Origin of the sequence: Micromonospora siamensis, assembly GCF_900090305.1 — a bacterium.
GTDB classification, from domain to species: Bacteria; Actinomycetota; Actinomycetes; order Mycobacteriales; family Micromonosporaceae; genus Micromonospora; species Micromonospora siamensis.
The window spans coordinates 3,744,658-3,766,056 of the sequence record NZ_LT607751.1 but is presented as its reverse complement, the minus strand read 5'-3'; the positions used below and the strand labels follow the sequence as shown (position 1 = coordinate 3,766,056).

Annotated in this window: 22 protein-coding genes and 1 riboswitch; of the genes, 19 read left to right on the top strand and 3 right to left on the bottom strand. The window is 72.6% G+C overall.

Translation table 11 applies throughout. The features are described 5' to 3' along the window. Window positions 1-44 precede the first annotated feature (44 nt). Window positions 45-926, bottom strand: a complete 882-nt coding sequence (locus tag GA0074704_RS17485; protein WP_088971497.1) for a universal stress protein — start codon at window positions 924-926, stop codon at window positions 45-47. Between the two features lie 170 nt (window positions 927-1,096). Here GA0074704_RS17485 and GA0074704_RS17480 point away from each other — a divergent pair, with 170 nt between their 5' ends. From GA0074704_RS17480 to GA0074704_RS17415, 14 genes are all read left to right on the top strand, one after another. Further along, window positions 1,097-2,284 carry a PP2C family protein-serine/threonine phosphatase gene (locus tag GA0074704_RS17480; protein ID WP_088971496.1) on the top strand — a complete coding sequence of 396 codons (1,188 nt, stop codon included), beginning with the start codon at window positions 1,097-1,099 and terminating at the stop codon, window positions 2,282-2,284. A gap of 46 nt (window positions 2,285-2,330) precedes the next feature. Next, window positions 2,331-2,807 carry a MarR family transcriptional regulator gene (locus tag GA0074704_RS17475; RefSeq protein ID WP_088971495.1) on the top strand — a complete coding sequence of 159 codons (477 nt, stop codon included), beginning with the start codon at window positions 2,331-2,333 and terminating at the stop codon, window positions 2,805-2,807. A 321-nt stretch (window positions 2,808-3,128) separates the two neighbouring features. Then, window positions 3,129-3,764 carry a CDP-alcohol phosphatidyltransferase family protein gene (locus GA0074704_RS17470; protein WP_088971494.1) on the top strand — a complete coding sequence of 212 codons (636 nt, stop codon included), beginning with the start codon at window positions 3,129-3,131 and terminating at the stop codon, window positions 3,762-3,764. Beyond that, window positions 3,761-4,714 (top strand): DUF881 domain-containing protein, encoded by a 954-nt coding sequence (locus tag GA0074704_RS17465; protein WP_088971493.1) that lies wholly within the window; start codon window positions 3,761-3,763, stop codon window positions 4,712-4,714. The genes GA0074704_RS17470 and GA0074704_RS17465 overlap by 4 nt, the downstream gene beginning before the upstream one ends. Continuing rightward, window positions 4,711-5,043: a small basic family protein gene (locus tag GA0074704_RS17460; protein WP_088971492.1), complete on the top strand. Its 333-nt coding sequence runs from the start codon at window positions 4,711-4,713 to the stop codon at window positions 5,041-5,043. Before GA0074704_RS17465 ends, GA0074704_RS17460 begins: the two co-directional genes overlap by 4 nt. Before the next feature lie 10 nt (window positions 5,044-5,053). Beyond that, complete coding sequence (locus tag GA0074704_RS17455) at window positions 5,054-5,995, top strand: DUF881 domain-containing protein (protein WP_088971491.1); 942 nt, start codon at window positions 5,054-5,056, stop codon at window positions 5,993-5,995. 53 nt (window positions 5,996-6,048) lie between these two features. Continuing rightward, a complete protein-coding gene (gene gcvH / locus GA0074704_RS17450; RefSeq protein WP_088971490.1) occupies window positions 6,049-6,429 on the top strand; it encodes a glycine cleavage system protein GcvH in 381 nt (126 codons plus the stop codon). 216 nt (window positions 6,430-6,645) lie between these two features. After that, window positions 6,646-7,098: an oxoglutarate dehydrogenase inhibitor Odhl gene (odhI, locus tag GA0074704_RS17445; RefSeq protein ID WP_088971489.1), complete on the top strand. Its 453-nt coding sequence runs from the start codon at window positions 6,646-6,648 to the stop codon at window positions 7,096-7,098. 50 nt (window positions 7,099-7,148) lie between these two features. Then, the gene (ftsR, locus tag GA0074704_RS17440) at window positions 7,149-7,853 is read left to right on the top strand and encodes a transcriptional regulator FtsR (RefSeq protein ID WP_172880925.1); all 705 of its coding nucleotides are present in this window, start codon (window positions 7,149-7,151) and stop codon (window positions 7,851-7,853) included. Between the two features lie 230 nt (window positions 7,854-8,083). Then, the gene (locus tag GA0074704_RS17435) at window positions 8,084-8,548 is read left to right on the top strand and encodes a bifunctional nuclease family protein (RefSeq protein WP_088973764.1); all 465 of its coding nucleotides are present in this window, start codon (window positions 8,084-8,086) and stop codon (window positions 8,546-8,548) included. Window positions 8,549-8,754: 206 nt separating this feature from the next. Beyond that, complete coding sequence (locus tag GA0074704_RS17430) at window positions 8,755-9,345, top strand: MerR family transcriptional regulator (protein ID WP_088971487.1); 591 nt, start codon at window positions 8,755-8,757, stop codon at window positions 9,343-9,345. Window positions 9,346-9,696: 351 nt separating this feature from the next. After that, a complete protein-coding gene (locus tag GA0074704_RS17425; RefSeq protein WP_231926932.1) occupies window positions 9,697-10,899 on the top strand; it encodes a nitric oxide synthase oxygenase in 1,203 nt (400 codons plus the stop codon). 2 nt (window positions 10,900-10,901) lie between these two features. Then, window positions 10,902-12,131, top strand: coding sequence for a globin domain-containing protein (locus GA0074704_RS17420; RefSeq protein ID WP_088971485.1), 1,230 nt, complete (start codon window positions 10,902-10,904; stop codon window positions 12,129-12,131). Beyond that, a complete protein-coding gene (locus tag GA0074704_RS17415) occupies window positions 12,128-12,835 on the top strand; it encodes an SPFH domain-containing protein (protein ID WP_231926506.1) in 708 nt (235 codons plus the stop codon). The genes GA0074704_RS17420 and GA0074704_RS17415 overlap by 4 nt, the downstream gene beginning before the upstream one ends. A gap of 48 nt (window positions 12,836-12,883) precedes the next feature. Here the strand turns inward: GA0074704_RS17415 and GA0074704_RS17410 are convergent, their stop codons facing one another. Beyond that, window positions 12,884-13,543, bottom strand: coding sequence for an NAD(P)H-binding protein (locus tag GA0074704_RS17410; protein WP_088971483.1), 660 nt, complete (start codon window positions 13,541-13,543; stop codon window positions 12,884-12,886). Between the two features lie 105 nt (window positions 13,544-13,648). On the opposite strand from GA0074704_RS17410, the gene GA0074704_RS17405 reads away from it, so the two are divergent. Beyond that, a complete protein-coding gene (locus GA0074704_RS17405) occupies window positions 13,649-14,542 on the top strand; it encodes an NAD-dependent protein deacetylase (protein WP_088971482.1) in 894 nt (297 codons plus the stop codon). A 57-nt stretch (window positions 14,543-14,599) separates the two neighbouring features. Continuing rightward, a riboswitch (glycine riboswitch) is annotated at window positions 14,600-14,699 on the top strand. Between the two features lie 74 nt (window positions 14,700-14,773). Then, window positions 14,774-17,596: an aminomethyl-transferring glycine dehydrogenase gene (gene gcvP, locus GA0074704_RS17400; protein ID WP_088971481.1), complete on the top strand. Its 2,823-nt coding sequence runs from the start codon at window positions 14,774-14,776 to the stop codon at window positions 17,594-17,596. A gap of 106 nt (window positions 17,597-17,702) precedes the next feature. Here the strand turns inward: gcvP and GA0074704_RS17395 are convergent, their stop codons facing one another. Continuing rightward, on the bottom strand, window positions 17,703-17,903 hold the full coding sequence (locus tag GA0074704_RS17395; protein ID WP_088971480.1) for a DUF5999 family protein: 201 nt from the start codon (window positions 17,901-17,903) through the stop codon (window positions 17,703-17,705). Between the two features lie 123 nt (window positions 17,904-18,026). Between GA0074704_RS17395 and GA0074704_RS17390 the strand changes: the two genes are divergently transcribed. From GA0074704_RS17390 to GA0074704_RS17380, 3 genes are read left to right on the top strand one after another with little or no spacing between them, the layout of a single operon-like run. Then, a complete protein-coding gene (locus tag GA0074704_RS17390; protein WP_088971479.1) occupies window positions 18,027-19,220 on the top strand; it encodes a chorismate-binding protein in 1,194 nt (397 codons plus the stop codon). Between the two features lie 25 nt (window positions 19,221-19,245). After that, entirely contained in the window at window positions 19,246-20,292 is a 1,047-nt protein-coding gene (locus GA0074704_RS17385) for an AraC-like ligand-binding domain-containing protein (RefSeq protein ID WP_088971478.1), read from the top strand. A gap of 56 nt (window positions 20,293-20,348) precedes the next feature. Then, window positions 20,349-21,392: an AraC-like ligand-binding domain-containing protein gene (locus GA0074704_RS17380; protein ID WP_088971477.1), complete on the top strand. Its 1,044-nt coding sequence runs from the start codon at window positions 20,349-20,351 to the stop codon at window positions 21,390-21,392. The last annotated feature ends 7 nt before the right edge of the window (window positions 21,393-21,399 follow it).

The following is a 21,399-nucleotide window of genomic DNA, read 5'->3' as shown; positions in this document are numbered from 1 at the left end:
GCGTACGCCGGGGGTCTACCCGTTCTGACCGGACCCCAACGTGCTCAGGCGGGGGCCCGGACCACCGTCACCGGGCAGTCGGCGTGGTGCAGCACCCCGTGGCTGACCGAGCCGAGCAGCAGCCCGCTGAGTTCGCCGTGGCCCTGGCCGCCGACGACGACCAGCTGGGCCCGGCGGGACGCGTCGGTCAGCACGGCCACCGGCCGGCCACGGGTGACCTCCCGGGTGACCGACAGCTCCGGGTGCCGGTCGGCGAGTCCGGCCAGCGCCTCGGCGACCACCCGGTCCTCCTCGCCGCGCAACTGGTGCTCCTCGTACACCAGAGGTTGCATGTCGCCCGGCCCGCTGGAGGCGGGGTGCCGGTAGGCGTGCACCGCGTGCAGCGTGGTGCCGCGCAGCACCGCCTCCTCGGCGGCGAACGCCACGGCGCCGTGCGACGACGGGGAGCCGTCCACGCCCACCACGACCGGCCCGTCGGCGCGCTCGGCGCCCCGGGCGACCAGCACCGGGCAGTCGGCGTACGTGGCGACCTGGATCGCCACCGAGCCGACGACCAGGGCGGTGAAGCCGCCCAGCCCCCGGTCGCCCAGCACGATCAGCGCGGCGGTGGGGGTCTCGCCGAGCAGCGCCGCGGACGCCTCCCCGTCGATGATCTCGCCGGTGACCCGGACGTCGGGCGCCGCCTGCCGGGCGGCGTCCACCGCGGCGGCGACCAGGTCCTCGGCCTGGTGGCGCAGGCCACCCCGGGGTGGGCCCTCGGTCAGCGGGGTGATCGGCACGTGCAGCAGCGGCCAGATGAACCCGTGGACCACCCGCAGTGGCCGGCCCCGCCGGCCGGCCTCGGCGGCGGCCAGTCGCACGGCCCGCAGGGCGGACTCGGAGCCGTCCACGCCGACCACCACGGCCGCACCGTCTGCCGAGTTCACACCGCACCTCCTGGCCTGGTACGTCCCGGGCCAGTATCCCGGGCCGGACCCGGCCCCGGCGGCCATACCGCGACACCGCCCCGCCGGTGTGCGGGACGGGGCGGCCGAGGGTGTCGGGGAGGCTTCGTATGATGCTTGCTCTGATGCAAGAATCTGTCCCGGAGGACGACATGCCGCACGCGCCCGGACCGGTGTCGCGCGCTCTCCGCGAGGCTCCACCCGACCAGTTGGTGGAGGCCGCCGACCGCGCCGTCCGGTCCGCGCTGGACGCGTCGCGGACGGACGTGTTCATCGCCGACTACCGCATCACCGGCCTGTGGCCGGTGCTCGACCCGGAGCTGCCCGCGGCCGGGTTCCTGGCCTGCCACACGGTGGCGCAGCGCTGCTTCAGCAGCCAGCAGGCGGTCCAGGACGCCGACGAGCAGGGGCGCTGCCGGCTCTACCTGCCGTTGACCACCTGGGGTGAGCGGCTCGGCGTGCTGCTGATCGAGCTGCCGCGTACGCCGGACGCCGCGACCGTGCAGGCCGCCGTCGACATCGCCGGGGACCTGGCGGTGGCGTTGCGGGCGGCGGACCGGGAGACCGACCGCTACCGGCGGGTACGCCGGCGGGAGCGGCTCAGCATGGCCGCCGAGATGCAGTGGGACCTGCTGCCCGGACGCAGCGTCACGCACGGGTCGTTCCTGCTGGCCGGGCAGCTGGAGCCGGCGTACACGGTGGGCGGTGACCACTTCGACTGGTCGGTCGACGGTGACCGGCTCACCGTGACGGTGCTCAACGGCGCCGGCACCGGCCTGGCGTCGTCGGTGCTGACCGCGGTGACGGTGAACGCGATGCGCAACGCCCGCCGTTCCGGCGGGACCCTGGTCGAGCAGGCCGAGCTGGCCTCGGACACCATCTTCTACCAGCACCGGGGGAGCCGGAACGTGCCGACGCTGCTGCTGGAGTTGGACACCGCGACGGGCCGGGCCCGGGCGGTGGACGCCGGCTCGCCGCACCTGATGCGACTGCGCGCCGGGGCGGTGACCCGGATCGAGTTGGAGCAGCAGTTGCCGCTGGGGATGTTCGCCGAGACCCGGTACGCGGCCCAGGAACTCCAGGTGGAGCCGGGGGACCGGCTCTTCGTGGTCAGCGACGGGGTGTACGCGGCCACTCCGGACGGTGCCGAGCCGTACGGGCGCCGGTCGATGGCGCGGGCGATGCGGTCGACTCGGCTGCAACCGGCCGCCGAGGCAGTTGGTACGGTGATGCGCGAACTGCACGCCTACCACGCCGACGCCGACCTGCGCGACGACGCGGTCGTCGTCTGTCTGGACTGGCGCGGTTCCGCTGGTCAGGACCAGAGGTGGCAGCGGTAACCGGCCGGTAGCGGAACACGAGCGTGACGATCGCAGGGGACATCGGGTGGAACGACCTCCGAATCTAGCCGCGGCGATCGATGCTGCTGCCGAGGCGCTGCTCGGCGTGCTCGACGGGGCCGGTTCGCGGCACTCGGTGCCGGTGTCGCCGACCCAGCTGCGGGTGCTCTCGCTGATCAGCAGCCGCCCCGACATCAACGTCAACCGGCTGGCCGAGCTGCTCGACGTCGTGCCCTCGTCGGCCAGTCGGCTCTGCGACCGGCTGGAGGCCACCGGCCTGCTGCGCCGGGTGGCCGACCCGAGGGACCGGCGCGAGGTCCGGCTGACTCCCACCACGGCGGCGGAGACCCTGTTGCGGGAGCTGAAGGAGCGCCGCCACCAGGCCGTGCAGGCGGTGCTGGACCGGATGCCGCCGCGGGTGCAGCACGAGCTGCTGCTGGCGCTGTTGGCGTTCGGGCAGGCGGCGGCGCTGAATCCGGTGGGCGCCCCGGCGGAGGCCGATCCGCAGGCCCGCACGGCCTGAGCGAGCTTCGTCCCGTCGTGTCCGACCCCGGTCGCGCCGTCAACTAGTGTCCTAGGACGCCTTACGGGTGGTGACCCTCGGCACATCAGCCACGACAGACGCCGACACCGGCAAAGCGGGACCGGGAGAGCGGACGTGAGCCCGATATAGTGGCAACGCAAATCACCGACCCGCGATCGTTCCGGTCGCCGGGTCGCCGGGGGAGATCCCAGTTTCGGGATCGCAGAGGGTGCCGGTGGACGACGACCGGCCCGCTTACGCGCATGTCCCACGCAGCGACCGGTACGCCGGGCGTCGGAGGGTGCTGCGAGGGGAGGTTCGGTGTCGCGTCCACAGGCTCGGGATGAGTACCCGGCGCCGCAGGCGTCCGCCGCGCGGGACCGGGTCCTGACCCTGCCCAATCTGATCAGCTTCGTGCGCCTGCTGGGCGTACCGCTCTTCCTCTGGCTCTTCCTGGTCGCCCGCGCGGACGTGGCCGCCGTGGTGGTGCTGGCGATCGGTGGCACCACCGACTGGGTGGACGGCTGGGTGGCCCGGCGCCTGGGCCAGGTGAGCCGGTTGGGGGAGCTGCTCGACCCGTTCGCCGACCGGCTCTACATCCTGGCCACGCTGCTGGCGTTCACCGCCCGCGAGGTGGTGCCGTGGCAGTTCACCGCCGCGCTGCTCGCGCGGGAACTGCTGCTGCTCGGGTCGCTGGCGGTGCTGCGCCGCTACGGGTACGGCCCACCGCCGGTGCACTACGTGGGCAAGACCGCGACCTTCCTGCTGTTGGCGGCGTTCCCGATCCTGCTGGTGGCGGCCTCGGTGCCGGCGGCGGCGACCGCGGCCGGTGCGATCGGTTGGGGCTTGGCCTGGTGGGGGCTGGTCCTGTACTGGGCGGCCGGGGTGATGTACGTGGTGCAGGCGAGCCGCCTGGTCCGGGCGGTACGGCACGGTTCCGGAAAGGTGACGGCGTGAGCGACGGCTCCGGGGAGGGCCGGGGTCCGGCGACGCGGGTGTACGCGCCGGACTTCCTGACCGAGTTGTTCCGCAACCCGTTGGATCCGGGGTACGCCGACGCGGCGGCCGCCCGGCGGCGCGCGGCCGAGGGTTCGTCACCCGCGGGTGGCTGGCGGGGTGTGTCGGCGCGGGCGGTGAGCCTGCTGGTGACGGTGGCGCTCGGGGTGCTGTTCGCGGTGGCCTACCGGGAGACCGCGGCGGCGGAGCCGGAACGCAGCCAGACCCGGGCGGGCCTGGTGGAGCAGATCCGGGAGCGGGCCGGTGAGACCGACCGGTTGTCGGTGCGGGCGGACCAGTTGCGCGAGGAGGTCGGCCGGCAGCGGGACGCGGCGCTGGGTGGTTCGCAGGCGGCGCGGCTGCGGGAGCTGGAGGCGGGCACCGGGCTGGGTCGGGTGCGCGGCGACGGCGTGGTGGTGCGGCTGGCCGATGCGGTGCAGGACACCGACGCGGTGACCGGTGCGGCTGCGGGCCCGCCGCAGGTGTTGTACCTGGATCTTCAGCGGGTGGCGAACGACCTGTGGGGCGCGGGCGCGGAGGCGATCGCGATCAACGGGCAGCGGTTGACGGCGACGACGACGATCCGGTCGGCGGGGGACGCGATCCTGGTGGACTACCGCCCGGTGACCGGGCCGTACGAGGTGTCGGCGATCGGTCCGGGGTCGATGGATCGTCGGTTCCGGGACAGTCGGGCGGCGCTGGTGTTGCAGGAGGTGGCCAAGAAGACCGGTTTGTCGTTCGGGGTGCGGGAGGCGGAGGGCCTCAGCCTGCCGGCTGCCGCGGAGCCGCAGCTACGCTACGCCAGGCCGTCGGTGAGTCCGAGTCCCTCGATCTCGGGCGGTGGTCGTTCGTCCAGTCCCGGGCCGTCCGGTCCGGGTGTTTCGCCCAGCCCCTCCGGAGGTGGCCGATGATCGCGGTGTTGGCGTTGCTCGCCGGTGTGGTGCTGGGGGTGTACCTGGACCCGACGGTGCCCGTCGCGTTGCAGCCGTATCTGCCGATCGCCGTGGTGGCGGCGTTGGACGCGGTGTTCGGCGGGGTGCGGGCGAAGCTGGACCGGATCTTCGACGACAAGCAGTTCGTGGTGTCGTTCATCTCGAATGTGCTGGTGGCTGGCCTGATCGTCTATCTGGGTGACCAGTTGGGTGTGGGTGGTCAGTTGTCGACCGGTGTGGTGGTGGTTCTGGGTGTGCGGATCTTCGGCAACGTGGCGGCGATCCGTCGTCACCTGTTCCGGGCGTAGGTTCTTGAGGATGAGCGAGGACGAGCGCAGCGGCACGGGTACCGGTTGGCCGGAGCCGGTGGAGCCGGCACGTCCGGAGGGGCCGGCGGGTGAGCCGGATCCGCGGCCGGAGGCGCCGGATGCTGACGAGTTGAGTCCGTTGGCGCCGGTGGAGCCGGCCGGTCCGGTCGAGCGGCCGGTGGACGACGGGCCGTCGGACGGGCAGCCGACCGAGGCTGCGGCGGCCGGTGGTGCCGGGGCGGCCGGTGGTGGCCGGGGGCGGGTCAGCGGCGCATCGGTGATGATCGCGGCGCTGTTGGCGTTGCTGGGCTTCACGCTGGTGGTGCAGTTGCGGACGACGTCGACGGATCCGGCGGCGGGGGCCACCCGGCAGGAGGACCTGGTGCGGATCCTGTCGGACCTGGGGCAGCGGGAGACGCGGCTGCGGCAGGACATCGCGGCGTTGGAGGACAGTCAGCGGCAGTTGCGCTCGGGTGAGCAGGGTCGGAAGGCGGCGTTGGAGGAGGCGACGCGGCGGGCGGACGAGCTGGGGATCCTGGCGGGGACGTTGCCGGCGACGGGTCCGGGTCTGACGGTGAGTTTCGAGCCTGGCACTGGTCAGATCACGGCGAACCGGGTGCTGGACGCGGTGCAGGAGCTGCGGGGCGCGGGTGCGGAGGCGATGCAGATCTCGGGTGCCGGGGGTACGCCGGCGCGGATCGTGGCGTCGACGTATTTCCTGGACGGGGAGAACGGTGGGCTGGTGGTGGACGGGCGCCGATTGTCGGGTCCGTTTACGATCACGGTGATCGGTGATCCGGCGACGATGCGTACGGCGCTCAACATTCCCGGCGGGGTGGTCGCGTCGGTTCAGGGTGGCGGCGGTAACGTGATCGTCGAGGATCGTGGGACGGTCGAGGTTTCGGCGCTGCATGATCCGTTGAAGCTGGAACACGCCCGTCCGGTCTCGTGACCGGCGCGGCCGCGCCGGTTCTCCGGTGCCTCGATGGATGAAGGACGCGTCTGGTGATTCCTGAGGATCTGCGTTACACCGCCGAGCACGAGTGGGTGGTGGGTGGCGATGCCGGTACGGTCCGGGTCGGTATCACCCATTTCGCTCAGGATGCTCTGGGTGACATCGTGTATGTCCAGCTGCCGGAGCCTGGCGCGGTGGTGGCGGCGGGTGAGTCGCTGGGTGAGATCGAGTCGACGAAGTCGGTGTCGGAGATCTACGCGCCGGTGAGTGGCACGGTGGCGGCGCGCAACGAGGCGTTGGCTGACACGCCTGAGGTGATCAACACTGATCCGTACGGTGCGGGTTGGTTGGTGGAGATCGCGGTCGAGGATCCGGCGGTGCTGGATTCTCTGTTGACCGCCGGCGCGTACCGCGAGCTCGTCGAGAGCTGAGTTGTCCTGGCCGGGGCGTGGGTTGGTTCCGCGCGTCCGGTTGCCCTGCATTTCGGCGCTGGCTAGGCTCGCCCAGTCGACCGAGAACCCAATAGTTGAGCGTTCGTGGTGTTTGCCTTCCCTGGCACGGGGAGCCAGCCGCTGGGTCTGTGGATTGCCCGGCGGCCAGACCCGCCATTGCCCGACGCTGACCGATCTGATCCGTGAGGTGGTCCCATGACGCGCCCAGGCGACGAGTTCCCCCCGCTCGACGTCACTTCGACGCTCAATCTCGGTTCGCTCGACGAAGTGCTGGAGGGTCCGGATACCGATGTGGTGCCGAGCCGGATGTCCGGTTCGCTGCCGCCGGGTATGGCGCTGCTGGTGGTGCGTCGTGGGCCGAATGCGGGTGCCCGGTTCCTGTTGGACCACGATGTGACGACCAGTGGACGGCATCCGGACAGTGACATCTTCCTCGACGATGTGACGGTGTCACGGCGGCACGCCGAGTTCCACCGGGATGGTGGCACGTTCACGGTGCGCGACGTGGGCAGCCTGAACGGCACGTACGTGAACCGGGAGCGGGTCGAGGCGGCCACGTTGAGCAATGGTGACGAGGGGCAGATCGGTAAGTTCCGGGTGGTGTTCATCGCCGGTCCGCGCCCGGAGGAGGAGGCCGGCCGGGGGTGAACGAGCCTGCGGCTTCGACGCCGCCCGGGGCGGCACGGTCCCAACCGCTGATGAGTATCGGCGAGGTGCTGGCTCAGTTGCGGGTGGATTTTCCGGACACCACCATTTCGAAGTTGCGGTTTCTCGAGGCCGAGGGTCTGGTGGAACCGCAGCGGACGGCGGCGGGTTACCGGAAGTACAGCTGGGACGATGTGGCCCGGCTGCGGTTCGTGTTGGCTGCGCAGCGGGATCAGTATCTTCCGTTGCGGGTGATCCGGGACCAGTTGGCGCAGTGGGACGCCGGTGATGGTGCTCCGCCGGGTCGGCAGCGGCCGACGTTGGTGGCGGTGGGTCCCGGTGGTGAGGTTCCGGGGCGTGGTGCGGAGGAGCCTGCCGAGTCGTCTCAGGTGCGGCTTTCGCGGGTGGATCTGATCGCGCGTAGTGGGGTCGCCGAGTCGACGTTGGTGGAGTTGGAGCGGCTCGGCGTGCTGGTGTCGGATCCGCCGGGTTGGTACGACGGTGATGCGCTGATCATCGCGCGGGCGGTGGCGGGTCTGGCGGCGTACGGGTTGGAGCCGCGGCATCTGCGGGGTTACCGGACGGCGGCGGATCGGGAGGTCGGTCTGTTCGCGCAGTTGGTGGCGCCGTTGATGCGGCAGTCGGATCCTGCGGCGCAGGCGCGGGCGGCGGAAACGGCGCGGGAGTTGGTGGCGTTGTCGCAGCAGTTGCATGCCGCGTTGGTGCGGGTGGGGTTGCGGTCGACGTTGGGCCGGTGAGGTGTGTGTCGACGGGCGTCGGTGGCTGGGGCCGCCGGCGCCCGTTCGGTGTCTGGTGGGTCGGGGCGGGCGGTGCGAGATCTGTTCCGGGGAGCGTGTCGTAGGCTTGCCGGGGTAACCCCTTTCCGGCGGCGCGTGGTGCAGGTGAGCGCATGGGACGACCGTGTCGCGGTCCGTGTACCGTGCAGGGAAGGGCGCGGTGCGTAGGCGACGACGACACGGAGGCGGCGGTGCGCGAGCTGAGCGTGGTCGGAGTTCGGGTGGAGTTGCCCAGCAACCAGCCGATCGTCCTGCTGCGGGAGGTCGAGGGGGACCGCTATCTGCCGATCTGGATCGGCGCGGTCGAGGCGACGGCGATTGCCTATGAGCAGCAGGGTGTGAAGCCGGCGCGGCCGTTGACTCATGATCTTCTGCGGGATGTGCTGGTGGCGTTGGGTGCGCCGTTGCGGGCGGTGGAGATCACCGAGTTGAAGGAGAACGTCTTCTACGCTGATCTGTTGCTCGGGGACGGGGTGCGGGTGTCGGCCCGGCCGAGTGATTCGATCGCGTTGGCGTTGCGGGTTGGTGCTCCGATTCGTTGTGCGGAGCAGGTCCTCAGTGAGGCGGGGATCGTGATTCCCGATGAGCAGGAGGACGAGGTCGAGAAGTTCCGGGAGTTCCTGGAGCAGGTGCGGCCGGAGGATTTCGCGGGTTGATCCGGTGGCCCGGGTGTGGTGGGCCGTCCGGGTTGGTTGTCACAAGCTGTGACTGTGGGTGTTCCGGTCGCGGTTGGTGATCTTCGCGGCGGCGTGTCGCGACGGTTCCTGCGTGGTATCCCTTCCATGGCGCTATAGGGTTGCCGTGTCGAGGGGCGCGCGTCGCGGAAACGGCGTGTCGCCGCACGGGCGGGGAGGTTGTCCGGATGCACGAGCCGCGAGATCCCGAGCCGGGTACGCAGCAGCAGGGTGCGGGGTTGGTCCCGCCGGGGTCGGCAACCGATGGTGACGGTTCGGTGGGGTACCGGGGTGTGACGGCGTGTCACGCGGTGGGTATCAGTTACCGGCAGTTGGATTACTGGGCGCGTACGTCGTTGGTGGTGCCGAGTGTGCGGGACGCGTCGGGTTCGGGGACGTCCCGGTTGTACTCGTTCCGCGACCTGGTGGTGTTGAAGGTCGTGAAGCGGTTGTTGGATGCCGGGGTGTCGTTGCAGAACATCCGTAAGGCGATCGAGGCGTTGCGGTCGCGTGGGGTGGATGATCTGGCGGGCATCACGTTGATCTCCGACGGGACGACGGTGTACGAGTGCCGGTCGCCGGAGGAGGTGGTCGACCTGTTGCAGGGTGGGCAGGGCGTGTTCGGCATCGCGATCGGTGGTGCGTTCAAGGAGATCCAGGGTTCGTTGTCGCATCTGCCGGCGGAGCCGGCTGCGGCGGTGGGTGCGGAGCCGGTGGTCGGTGCGGAGCCGGTGGGCGACGAGCTGGCGGCGCGGCGGGCGCGGCGTCGGGCTGGTTGATCGGGTTTTTCGGGGTGCCGCGGTCCGGGTGGGCCGCGGCACTGTCGTATGGGCACGGACCGGTGTGGTCCCTTATGGACTATCCCGGGTGGAATCGGCTTGTTGACAGTTTTCCTGTGGGCAGGAATCCTGTGCTGGGTGATCACCACTGAGAGCGATTTGTCACTGTGAGTGATGGTCGTGTGGATGGTGGGGCCGAGTTGGGGACGGCGTGGCAGTCGCGCCGCCGCCTGCCGGAGGACGGGGAAACGAGCCGAAGTGCACACTGACCACCATGTCGGCCTGCGTCCCGTGAGGGCCGGCAGTGCTGTCGCAGACCATGCCACGACGACCTGTCCGGTGACCGGTGCGGTGACCCCGCGGGACCCGGCGGGTGACGTCGAGGTGGCGCCGGAGGGCGGCGCGGACGTCGCCGCGGAGGCCGAGGAGTTCCTGGGTCTGTTCCACACCGAACGCAAGCTGCCGGGGTTGGCGCAGCGGTTGGAGCAGGTCGGCGAGGAGATCGCGCTGACCGGCTCGTACCGGCACACCCGTGAGGAGCTGGTGTACGGGGCGAAGGTGGCGTGGCGCAACTCGGTGCGCTGTGTGGGTCGGGTGCGGTGGGCGGGGTTGAAGGTCCGCGACCGGCGGCACGTCACGACGGCGGCGGGGATCGCCAAGGAGCTGGCGGCGCACCTGGCCACCGGGGACAACGGTGGGCGGATCCAGTCGGTGATGACGGTGTTCGCGCCGGACCGGCCGGGGGTGGGGCCGCGGGCGCGGATCTGGAACGACCAGTTGATCCGGTACTGCGGTCACCGGCAGCCCGACGGTTCGGTGCTGGGTGATCCGGCGCAGGTGGAGATGACGGAGGCGGCGCTGCGGTTGGGGTGGCGGCCGCCGCCGGTGCCGGGGCGGTTCGATCCGCTGCCGTGGGTGATCGAGACGGCCACGGAGGACCCGTCGGTGGTGGAGGTGCCGCGTGAGCTGGTGCGGGAGGTGGCGCTGTCGCATCCGGACCATCCGTGGTTCGCGGATCTGATGCTGCGTTGGCACGCCCTGCCGGTGATCAGCAACATGCGGCTGCGGGTCGGTGGGGTGGACTACAGCTGCGCGCCGTTCAACGGTCACTACCTGTCCGACGAGATCGGGACCCGCAACATGGGCGACCCGGGTCGGTACGACCAGTTGCACGTGGTGGCGACGGCGTTGGGGTTGGACACCAGCCGGGAGGACACCCTGTGGCGGGAGCACGCGGTGCTGGTCATCAACCAGGCGGTGCTGCACTCGTTCAAGGCGGCCGGCGTGCGGGTGTCGGATCCGCACACCGAGTCGGAGCTGTTCATGAAGTTCTGCGGGCAGGAGGAGCGGGCGGGTCGGGCGGTGTACGCGGACTGGTCGTGGCTCAACGGCAGTGTCGGGTGGGCGGCGTTGCACGCGGTGCACCACCGCTACTACGACACCCGGGTGCCGAACCCGAACCTGTGGCAGGGGGACCGCGCCTACGCCGCCGACGGCGCGATGGGGTTGACTCTGCGGGAGCGTCACGCGATCGCCCGTAAGCAGGAGGACTGACGATGGACAGCGCGGCCCTGCGGCAGAGTTGGAGCCAGTTCTCCGCCGCCGGCGCGGAAGCGTCGAAGTACTTCTACGCGACGTTGTTCGTGGTCGCTCCGGAGACCCGTTCGATGTTCCCGACGAACATGCAGTACCAGGAGGACAAGCTCCTCAAGGCGTTGGGTCACATCATCACCAATCTGGACGATCCCGGTGCGTTGACGGCGTTCGCGCACCGGTTGGGTGCCGACCACCGGCGGTTCCACGGGCAGGACCAGCAGGGCCGGCACGTGGCGATGGGGGAGCGGCACTACATCTGGGTGGGTCAGGCGTTGCTGGCCACCCTGGAGCGGTTCCTCGGCCCGTACTGGACGCCGTCGTTGAAGGCGGAGTGGGCGGCGGCGTACGAGGTGGTGGCGAAGTTGATGCTCACCGGCGCGGCCGAGGCGGAGCGCTCGTCGCCGCCGTACTGGGAGGCCGACGTGCTGGGTGTGGAGCGGCGTCGCTCCGACGTGTCGGTGTTCACGGTGCGCCCGAACTACCTGTGCAACTACCTGCCGGGGCAGTCGCTGCCGGTGCAGGTGCCGGAGCTGCGGACGTGGCGGTACCTGTCGCCGGCGAACGCGCCGCGCGCGGACGGCACCATCGACTTCCACGTGCGGGCCACCGGCCGGTTCTCCACCCATCTGGTGCGTAAGTTGCGGGCCGGGGACCGGCTGTTGCTGGGTCATCCGGTGGGCACGGCGCTGTCGTCGTACGACCGGTCGCCGCAGTTGCCGTTGCTGCTGGTGGCCGGGGGTACGGGCCTGGCGCCGTTGCGGGCGGTGGTGGAGGCGTTGCAGCAGGGCTCGGGGCGGCGCACGACGCTGGTGGTGGGGGGTCGCACCCCCGACGACCTGTACGACGACCAGGCGTTGGCGCAGTTGGCGTCGATGCCGCCGGCGCAGGCGTGGCAGAACGGCGCGGCGGGTTGGCTGCGGTACGTGCCGACGGTGGAGACCGGGTGGGGTTGGCAGGGCGCCATCGGCAAGGCGGGGGACACGGCGGTGCGGTTGGGGCCGTGGACGGACACGGAGATCCTGGTGTGCGGTAGCCCGGAGATGACCCGGGAGACGATCACGATACTGGCGCGGTCGGGTGTGCAGCCTGAGCAGATTCTGACGGAGAGCTACGATCACTCCCTCTACCCGCCCCTCGCCGAGGCCGGCGCCGCTGCCCCGCGCGACTTCAGTTGGACAGGTGCCCGATGAGCATCGACCATCACTCCGACCATCGGATCAGCATGCCCGGTCTGGTGGACCAGGGTGAGACGGCCCGTGCGCTGGCCATGTTGGAGGCCCGCCGGTTCCGGGGCAGTCACTGGTTGGCCGCGGAGGAGGTCAGCGAGGTCGTCCGGTCCGCCGACGACCGGATCTCCCTGCTGGCCGCGGAGTTGGAGCGGCAGAAGCGGGAGAACCAGGGCCTGCTGAGCCAGGTGGAGATGCTGCGGCACGGCACCCTGCCGTCGAACACCGCGCCGTCGGGTCCGGACCCGATGACGGTGGAGCTGGCGATGCGGGCGCAGGACGAGGCGAACCGCACCATCGGTGAGGCCAGCGCGGAGGGCGCGGAGATCATCTCCGACGCCCGGCGGCAGGCCGACGAGATCCTCGCCGAGGCGCACCGGCGTGCCGGTGAGATGAGCGCGCCGGCGTCCAACGGGCTGCTCAACGGTGGTGTGCTGGGCGGGTCGGGTCCGCTGCCGCCGGTCGGCGGTCCGGGGGTGCACGAGTTGCAGCGCAAGTTGCAGCAGTTGGAGGAGCGGCACGCGGCGGCGTTGGCCGCGGTGGCGGCCGCCCAGCAGCAGCTGGACCGCTGGCAGCAGTACCTCACCGCCCAGTCGGACCAGCTGCGCGCGGACGCCGCGGCGGCCGGTGGCGCGGCGGCGCAGCTGCGCGGTGTCCTCGGCGGCTGACGCCCACCGTCGCCCCGCCGCGGTCGGCTTCCGTCGGGCCGGTGTGGTTCAGGGCGTGTCGGCGGCGGCGACGGCGTCGGCGATCGAGGTGTCACCGTCGGTGAGTTCCAGGACGGCGCCGGCGGTGCCGGGGTGGTGCAGCAGGGCGACGAGGACCCGGGCGACGTCGGCGCGGGTGACGGCGCCGGGCGGCACGTGCGGGGCGAGGGTGATCCGCCCGGTGGGCGGGTCGTCGGTCAGCCGGCCGGGGCGCAGGACGGTCGCGTCGAGGTCCCGGCCGCGGATGTCGTCCTCGGCGGCCTTCTTGGCCGCGAGGTACGCCGCCCACACCTCGTCGGTGCCGGCGGCCGGTGGCTGGTCCACGCCCATCGAGGAGACCAGCAGGTAGCGGCGTACCCCGGCGGCCTGGGCGGCGTCGGCGAGCAGCACGGCGGCGGCCCGGTCGACGGTGTCCTTGCGCGCGGCGCTACTGCCCGGGCCGGCGCCGGCGGCGAAGACCACCGCGTCCGCGCCGCCCAGGTGCCCGGCGACCTCCTCGACGCCGGCGCGTTCCAGGTCGCAGGCGACGGGCAGGGCGCCGGCGGCGCGCAGCGCCGCGGCGTGGTCGAGGTTGCGGATCAGGCCGACGGCGGTGGCGCCGCGGCCGGTCAGTTCCCGTTCCAGCAGCCGGGCGATCTTGCCGTGCCCTCCGGCGATGACGACGCGCATACCTGCAACCTAGTGCCGTGGGCGGGTCCGCGGGGCCGGTCGGCGGCGACGAGGGTCACCGGTGCGCGGTCGCCGGGCGGGGGTGGGGCGAGGCAGCATGGACGGGTGACCGAGACGATCGACGCCCTGCACCGGCTGGTGGCCGCCGGTGGTGTGGTGGTGCTCAGCGGGGCGGGCCTGTCCACCGAGTCGGGCATCCCCGACTACCGGGGGCCCAGCGGGGCGGCCCGCCGGCACACCCCGATGACGTATCAGACGTTCACCGGTGATCCGGTGGCGCGGCGCCGCTACTGGGCGCGCAGCCACCTGGGGTGGCGGACCATCGCCAGGGCCGCCCCGAACGGCGGGCACCGGGCGGTGGCCCGCCTGCAGGCCGCCGGCCTGGTCGACGCGGTGATCACCCAGAACGTCGACGGGTTGCACACCGCGGCGGGCAGCGCGCCGGTGGTGGAGCTGCACGGGCGCCTCGACGAGGTGGTCTGTCTGGACTGCGGCAACCGCACCTCCCGGGAGGAGCTGGACCGGCGCCTGCGGGAGGCCAACCCCGACTTCGACGTGGCCGCGGTGACGGTCAACCCGGACGGCGACGTGGACCTCGACGACGGGCAGGTGGCCGGGTTCCGGATGGTGGACTGCACGTTCTGCGGCACCGGGATGCTCAAGCCGGACGTGGTGTTCTTCGGTGAGACGGTGCCCGCGGCGCGCGTGTCGCGGTGTTTCGACCTGGTCGGCGGGGCGCGGGCGCTGCTGGTGCTCGGGTCGTCGTTGACGGTGATGTCGGGGCGGCGGTTCGTGCTGGCGGCGGCGAGGCAGGGTCTCCCGGTGGCGATCGTCAACCAGGGCCCGACCCGCGGCGACGGGTACGCGTCGCTGCGGGTGGACGCGCCGCTGGGTGCGCTGCTGGGCGGGTTGGCCGGCGCGGTCGCCCCCGACGTGACCGCCGGCGGGGACGCCGGCGCGGGTGCGGTGCCGGCCGCGGCGAGCCCGGTGGCGGGCTGAGCCGGGGGTAGGACATCCGCGCGAAACGTGGGCGCTGGTAGCGTTGACCATGCCGGTACCACCCACGTGGGAGAGATCGCCCGGAAACCACCCGGGCGACGCCGAAGGGGCAGATTCCTCCCCGGAACCTCTCAGGCAAAAGGACCTCGTGGGCAGGCGCTGTGGAGCGCGTCACGCGTGACTCAGGGGGAGGCCGACCCGTCGACCTCGCCCCCGCAAGGAGCGCAGCGCATGACCGCAGAGCAGTTCGCCGACCGGCACATCGGCCCCGTACCGGCCGACGAGCGCCGGATGCTGGAGGCCGTCGGCTACGGCTCGATCGACGAGCTGATGGACGCCGCGATCCCCGAGGTGATTCGCTGGCACGGCACCCTGGACCTTCCCGAGCCGGCCACCGAGGCCGAGGCGATCGCCGAGCTGCGGGCCCTGGCCGGCCGCAACACGGTGGCCGTGTCGATGATCGGGTTGGGCTACCACGGCACGCACACCCCGGCGGTGATCCGCCGTAACGTGCTGGAGAACCCGGCCTGGTACACGGCGTACACGCCGTACCAGCCGGAGATCAGCCAGGGCCGGCTGGAGGCGCTGCTGAACTTCCAGACCATGGTCACCGACCTGACCGGCCTGGCCACCGCGAACGCGTCGATGCTCGACGAGGGCACCGCCGCGGCCGAGGCGATGACCCTCGCGCGCCGGGCGTCGAAGAGCAAGAGCCCGGTGTACGTGGTCGACGCGGACACCCTGCCGCAGACCGTCGCGGTGATCACCAGCCGGGCGGAGCCGCTCGGCATCGACGTACGCGTGGTGGACACCGAGCGCGACGAGCTGCCGGGCGAGTTCTTCGGCCTGCATCTGCAGTACCCGGGGGCGTCCGGGGCGGTACGCGACCACGCCGGGCTGGTCGAGGCGGCCCACGCGGCCGGCGCGCTGGTCACGGTCGCCGCGGATCTGCTGGCGTTGACGTTGCTGCGCCCGCCGGGGGAGATCGGCGTCGACATCGCCGCGGGCACCACCCAGCGGTTCGGGGTGCCGATGGGCTTCGGTGGCCCGCACGCCGGTTACCTGGCGGTGCGTTCGGGTCTGGAGCGGATGCTGCCCGGTCGGCTGGTGGGGGTGTCGAAGGACGCCGACGGCAACCCGGCGTACCGGCTGGCGTTGCAGACCCGCGAGCAGCACATCCGGCGGGAGAAGGCGACCAGCAACATCTGCACCGCGCAGGTGCTGCTGGCCGTGATGGCCGGCATGTACGCGGTCTACCACGGTCCGGACGGGTTGCGGGCCATCGCGACGCGTACCCATGGCATGGCGGCGCGGCTCGCGGCCGGGCTGCGCGCCGGTGGTGTGCGGGTCGCGGACGTGGCGTTCTTCGACACCGTCACCGCGACCGTGCCGGGGCGGGCGGCCGAGGTGGTCGCCGCCGCCGCGCAGCGCAACGTGAACCTGCGGCTGGTCGACGCCGACCGGGTGGGGATCGCCTGCGACGAGACGACCACCGGGGCGCACCTGGCGGCGGTGTGGGCGGCGTTCGGCGTCGACGGCGTCGACGGCGACGTGGACGCGGGCCTGCCGCGGGCGTTGGCCCGCTCGTCGGACTTCCTCACCCACCCGGTGTTCCGCAGCCACCACTCGGAGACGGCGATGCTGCGCTACCTGCGCCGCCTGGCCGACTTCGACTACGCCCTGGACCGGGGCATGATCCCGCTGGGATCGTGCACGATGAAGCTCAACGCCACCACCGAGATGGAGGCGATCAGCTGGGCGGAGTTCGCGCACGTGCACCCGTTCGCGCCGGCGGAGCAGACCGCCGGGTACCGGGAGCTGATCGGGCAGCTGGAGGGGTGGCTGGCCGAGGTGACCGGCTACGACGCGGTCAGCGTGCAGCCCAACGCCGGGTCGCAGGGTGAGCTGGCCGGGCTGCTGGCCATCCGCGCGTACCACCGGGACCGGGGCGAGGGGCACCGCGACGTGTGCCTGATCCCGTCGTCGGCGCACGGCACCAACGCGGCGTCGGCGGTGATGGCCGGCATGCGGGTGGTCGTGGTGGGCTGCGACGCCGACGGCAACGTCGACCTGGTCGACCTCGACGCGAAGATCGACAAGCACCGGGACGCCCTCGCCGCGATCATGGTGACGTACCCGTCGACGCACGGGGTGTACGAGACGGGCATCGCGCAGTTGTGCGCGAAGGTCCACGACGCCGGCGGTCAGGTGTACGTCGACGGGGCGAACCTGAACGCGCTGGTGGGGTTCGCCAAGCCGGGCAAGTTCGGCGCGGACGTGTCGCACCTGAACCTGCACAAGACGTTCTGCATTCCGCACGGCGGCGGCGGCCCGGGGGTGGGGCCGGTGGCGGTGCGGGCGCACCTTGCGCCGTTCCTGCCCGGTGACCCGCTCGGCGCGCACGCCGACGCGCGGCCGGCGATCTCGGCGGCGAAGTACGGGTCGGCGGGCATCCTGCCGATCCCGTGGGCGTACCTGCGGATGATGGGCGCGCCGGGCCTGACCCGGGCCACCGGGGTGGCGGTGCTGGCGGCGAACTACGTGGCGGCGCGGCTGCGCAACCATTTCCCGGTGCTGTACGCCGGCAACAAGGGCCTGGTGGCGCACGAGTGCATCCTGGATCTGCGGCCGTTGACGAAGGCGACCGGGGTGAGCGTCGACGACGTGGCCAAGCGGCTGATCGACTACGGCTTCCACGCGCCGACGATGTCGTTCCCGGTGGCCGGGACGCTGATGGTGGAGCCGACCGAGAGTGAGGACCTGGCGGAGCTGGACCGGTTCTGCGAGGCGATGATCGCGATCCGGGCGGAGATCGACAAGGTGGGTTCCGGTGCGTGGCTGGCGGGGGACAACCCGCTCGCCAACGCCCCGCACACGGCGGCGATGCTGACCGGCGACGAGTGGTCGCACGGGTATCCGCGGTCGGTGGCCGGGTATCCGGCGGGGGTGGACCGGATGGCGAAGTACTGGCCGCCGGTGCGGCGCATCGACGGGGCGTACGGCGACCGGAACCTGGTCTGCTCGTGCCCGGCGCCGGAGGCGTTCGAGGACTGAGGCGGTGGCGCCGGGGCGGTCGGTTCGCCGCCCCGGCCTGCGACGCCGGCGGCACGGGTCCTCCGGGAGGGGGACCGGTGGGGCCGGCGCGTACGCTGCGTGGTGGTCAGGCGACGAGGGCGTGCCGGGCGGGGCCGCGGTGCGGGGCGATGCAGCTGCCGTCGGGGAGCAGCTCTCCGGTGTCCTCGAAGATGATGACTCCGTTGCAGAGCAGGCTCCAGCCCTGCTCAGGGAAACAGGCGATGACCTTGGCGGCTTCCCGGTCGGTGGCCTCGGCGGAAGGGCAGGTGGGTTGGTGCTGGCACATCGGGTTCTCCGGACTGTGGGGGCACTGTGTCATGGTTCACATGACCAGTGACGCACAGTACCAAGGGAAAGCGCGCGGGATCGAGCAGCCATCCGTCTTGTTAACCCGAAATCCGCTGAACGGATGAGGTCGATGGGGCCGTACGGTGTGGGAACGCTCCCATACGGGGTGGTCGACGTGCCCGCCGCCCCGGCGGCGTGCCGCGCCACCCTCGCCGAGTGGGACCGCTTCGAGTGGCGGCCCACCGACGGCGGCGACCCGGCCGCCCTGACCGAGGAGTTCCTGCTCGGGCACGGTCTGACGGCGGCCGACCTGACCCGACCCGCGCGCCACGACCCGACCGGCCCGTGCGGGGCGGCGCTGTACGTCTCCGCCGCCGCCGGCGCCGCGATGCTCGGCGCGCCCCCGGGCGCCGCCAACCCCGCCGCCACCCTGCCCGAGGTGGCGGTGGTGGTCTACGGCCACACCGGGACGCCCCGGCCCGCACGGCGACCCGAACCGGGCCGGTGGTGGCTGGGACCGTGGCGGGACAGCTGGACCCTCGGTCAGCACGCCGACGCGGTGCAGGCCGTCCGCGCCGCCATCGGCCGCGGTGACGTCTACCAGGTCAACGTCGTCGGACACGCCGCCGCCCCCTACACCGGTGACCCCCGACCGGCGCTGGCCCGCCTCGCCGGGCTGCCCGGCGCCCGCTACGGCGGCACCCTGCACGGCGCCGGCTGGGCGATCGGCTGCGCCTCCCCGGAGACCCTGGTCGAGGTCACCGGCGGCCGGGTGGTGACCCGGCCGATCAAGGGCACCCGCCCGGCCACCGACGCCGGCCGGCGGGAACTGCTCGCCTCGGCCAAGGAACGCGCCGAACACATCATGATCGTCGACCTGGAACGCAACGACCTGGCCCGGCTGGCCCGCACCGGTTCGGTGCGGGTGGACGAGCTGTTCGCGGTGCGCCGCTGGTGCGACCTGTGGCAGGCCGAGTCGACGGTCTCGGCGCAGCTGGCCGACGGGATCGGCCTGGCGGCGCTGCTGCGGGCCGTCTGCCCGGGCGGATCGGTCACCGGCGCCCCCAAGCGGGCCGCCCTGGACCTGATCGCCGCCGTGGAACCGGTCGGGCGGGGCGCCGGCATGGGCGCGCTGGGCTGGGTCGGGCCGGGCCGGCTCGACCTGGGCCTGACCATCCGCACGGCCGCCGCCGACGGCGACCGGTTGCACGGCTGGGCCGGCGGCGGCATCACCTGGGACAGCGACCCGGCCGCCGAGGTGGCCGAGGCCGCGGCGAAGGCCGCGCCGGTACGGGCCCTGCTCGCCGGCCGGTGACCCGCGGGCGTCCGCTCCTGCCACAATGGACCGGATCGGTGAGCCGACGGAGGCGAGGGCGAGGGTGCTACCGGGTCAGGTCGTCGACACCACGCCGGTTCCCCCGAGGCAGCGGTTCGAGTTCTGGCACGCGGTGGTGGCCCGGGAGACCGCGCCGGCGCACATCAGCAGCAGCCACCTGCACGACTTCCACGCCCACGCCCGGGTGGTGGACCTCGGACGGGCCAGCCTGACCGCGCTGCGCTACCCGTCGTTGCACTCCACCCGGCCACCCGCCCTGGTCCGCCGATGCGAAGCCGACGTCTACCAGCTGGCGCTGCCGGCGTCCGGGCGCAGCGCGCTGACCCAGGACCGGCAGGAGGCGGAGCTGCGCCTGCCGGCGGAGTTCACCTTCCTGGACGCCTCCCGCCCGCACGTGGCCAGCCACTGGACGACCGGACCGGACCCGCTGGACAACGTCACCGTGCAGATCCCGCACCGCGAGCTGCCCCTGGCCCCCGACCAGGTACGCCGGCTGGTCGCCGCGCGGCTGCGCGCCGACGAGGGGATGGGCGCCTTGCTGGCCCAGTTCGTCCGCCGGATCGCCACCCACCCCGACCAGTACGGTCCGGCCGACGCACCGACCCTCGCCGGCGTGACGCTGGACCTGGTGTCGGCGACCCTCGCGCAGCACCTCGACCGCACCGCCGACCTGCCGGTCGAGGTACGCCAGACAGCGCTGCGGGCGCAGATCGACGCCTTCATCGACCAGCACCTGGGCGATGCGACGCTGACCCCGGCGGTGGTCGCCGCCGCGCACCACCTGTCGCCGCGCTCCCTGCACCGGCTGTTCGCCGACACCGGGCCCACCGTCGCCGCCACCATCCGCTCCCGGCGGCTGGACCGTTGCCGCCGCGACCTGGCCGATCCGCTGCTGGCCGGGCTGCCCGTGCAGGCCATCGCCGCGCGCTGGGGCTTCGGCGACAAGGCGCACTTCAGTCGGGCGTTCCGCGCCGCGTACGGGTGCTCCCCGCGCGCCTGGCGCGACGACGCCCGCACTCGGCGGACGCAGGGTCCGGCCGCCCGCCGGTGAGCGGTCACCGCGGCTGGTCCGGCGGCCGGACACCGACGTAGGCTGGGCCGACCACCGTGGACGATCGTGCGGCGGCCGGTGGCCCGCCCACCGGACCGCGGCGAGGGCAGGAAGACGCCGGCGACGTGCTACCCCACCACTTCCTGGACACCACCGTGCTGCCACCGGGCGACCGGCTCGCCAGCTGGAACGAGATGGTGGCGCAGGACCTGGCGCCGGCCCACATCACCACCCCGCACCGACACGACTTCGTGGCCTCCGCCCGGCTGGTCGAGCTGGGCCGGGTCCGGCTCACCTCGCTGCGCTACTCGTCGTTGCGGTGCCACCGGCCCGCCCCGCTGGTCCGCCGCACCGAGGCCGACATCTACCAGTTGGCCCTGCCCCTGGCCGGGCGCAGCATCCTGACCCAGGACCGGCAGGAGACGCAGGTGGGCACCAGCGAGTTCACCTTCCTGGACATGGGTCGCCCGTTCGTGGCCGTGCACGACTGCGCCGGCCCGCAGCTGGCCGCCACCCTCACCGTGCAACTGCGCCACCACGACCTGCCGCTGTCACCGGACCGGGTGCGCCGGCTGCTGGCGGCCCGGATGGGCACCGACACCGGCATGGCGGCGCTGCTGGCGCAGCTGCTGCGCCGGGTGGCCACCAGGCCGCACGAGTACGCCGCCGTGCAGGCCGCCCCGCTGGCCGGCATCGTGCTGGACCTGATCGCCGCCGCCTTCGCCGAGCACCTGGGCCGGGAGGGTGACCTGCCGGTGGAGGTGCGGCAGAGCGCGCTGCGGGAGCAGGTCGTCGCCTTCGTCGAGCGGCACCTCGACGACGTCCGGCTCACCCCCGCCACGGTCGCCGCCGCGCACCACATCTCCCTGCGCAGCCTGCACCGACTCTTCGCCGACCAGCCGGCCGGGGTGGCCGCGTTGATCCGTGACCGACGGCTGGAGCACTGCCGCCGGGACCTGCGCAACCCGCTGCTGGCGGGCCAGCCCGTGCAGGCCGTCGCCGCCCGGTGGGGGTTCGGCGACAAGGCGCACTTCAGTCGCCTGTTCCGCGCCCGCTACGGCTGCTCGCCGCGGGAGTACCGGCGGGGCGAGCACCCCTGACCGGCCC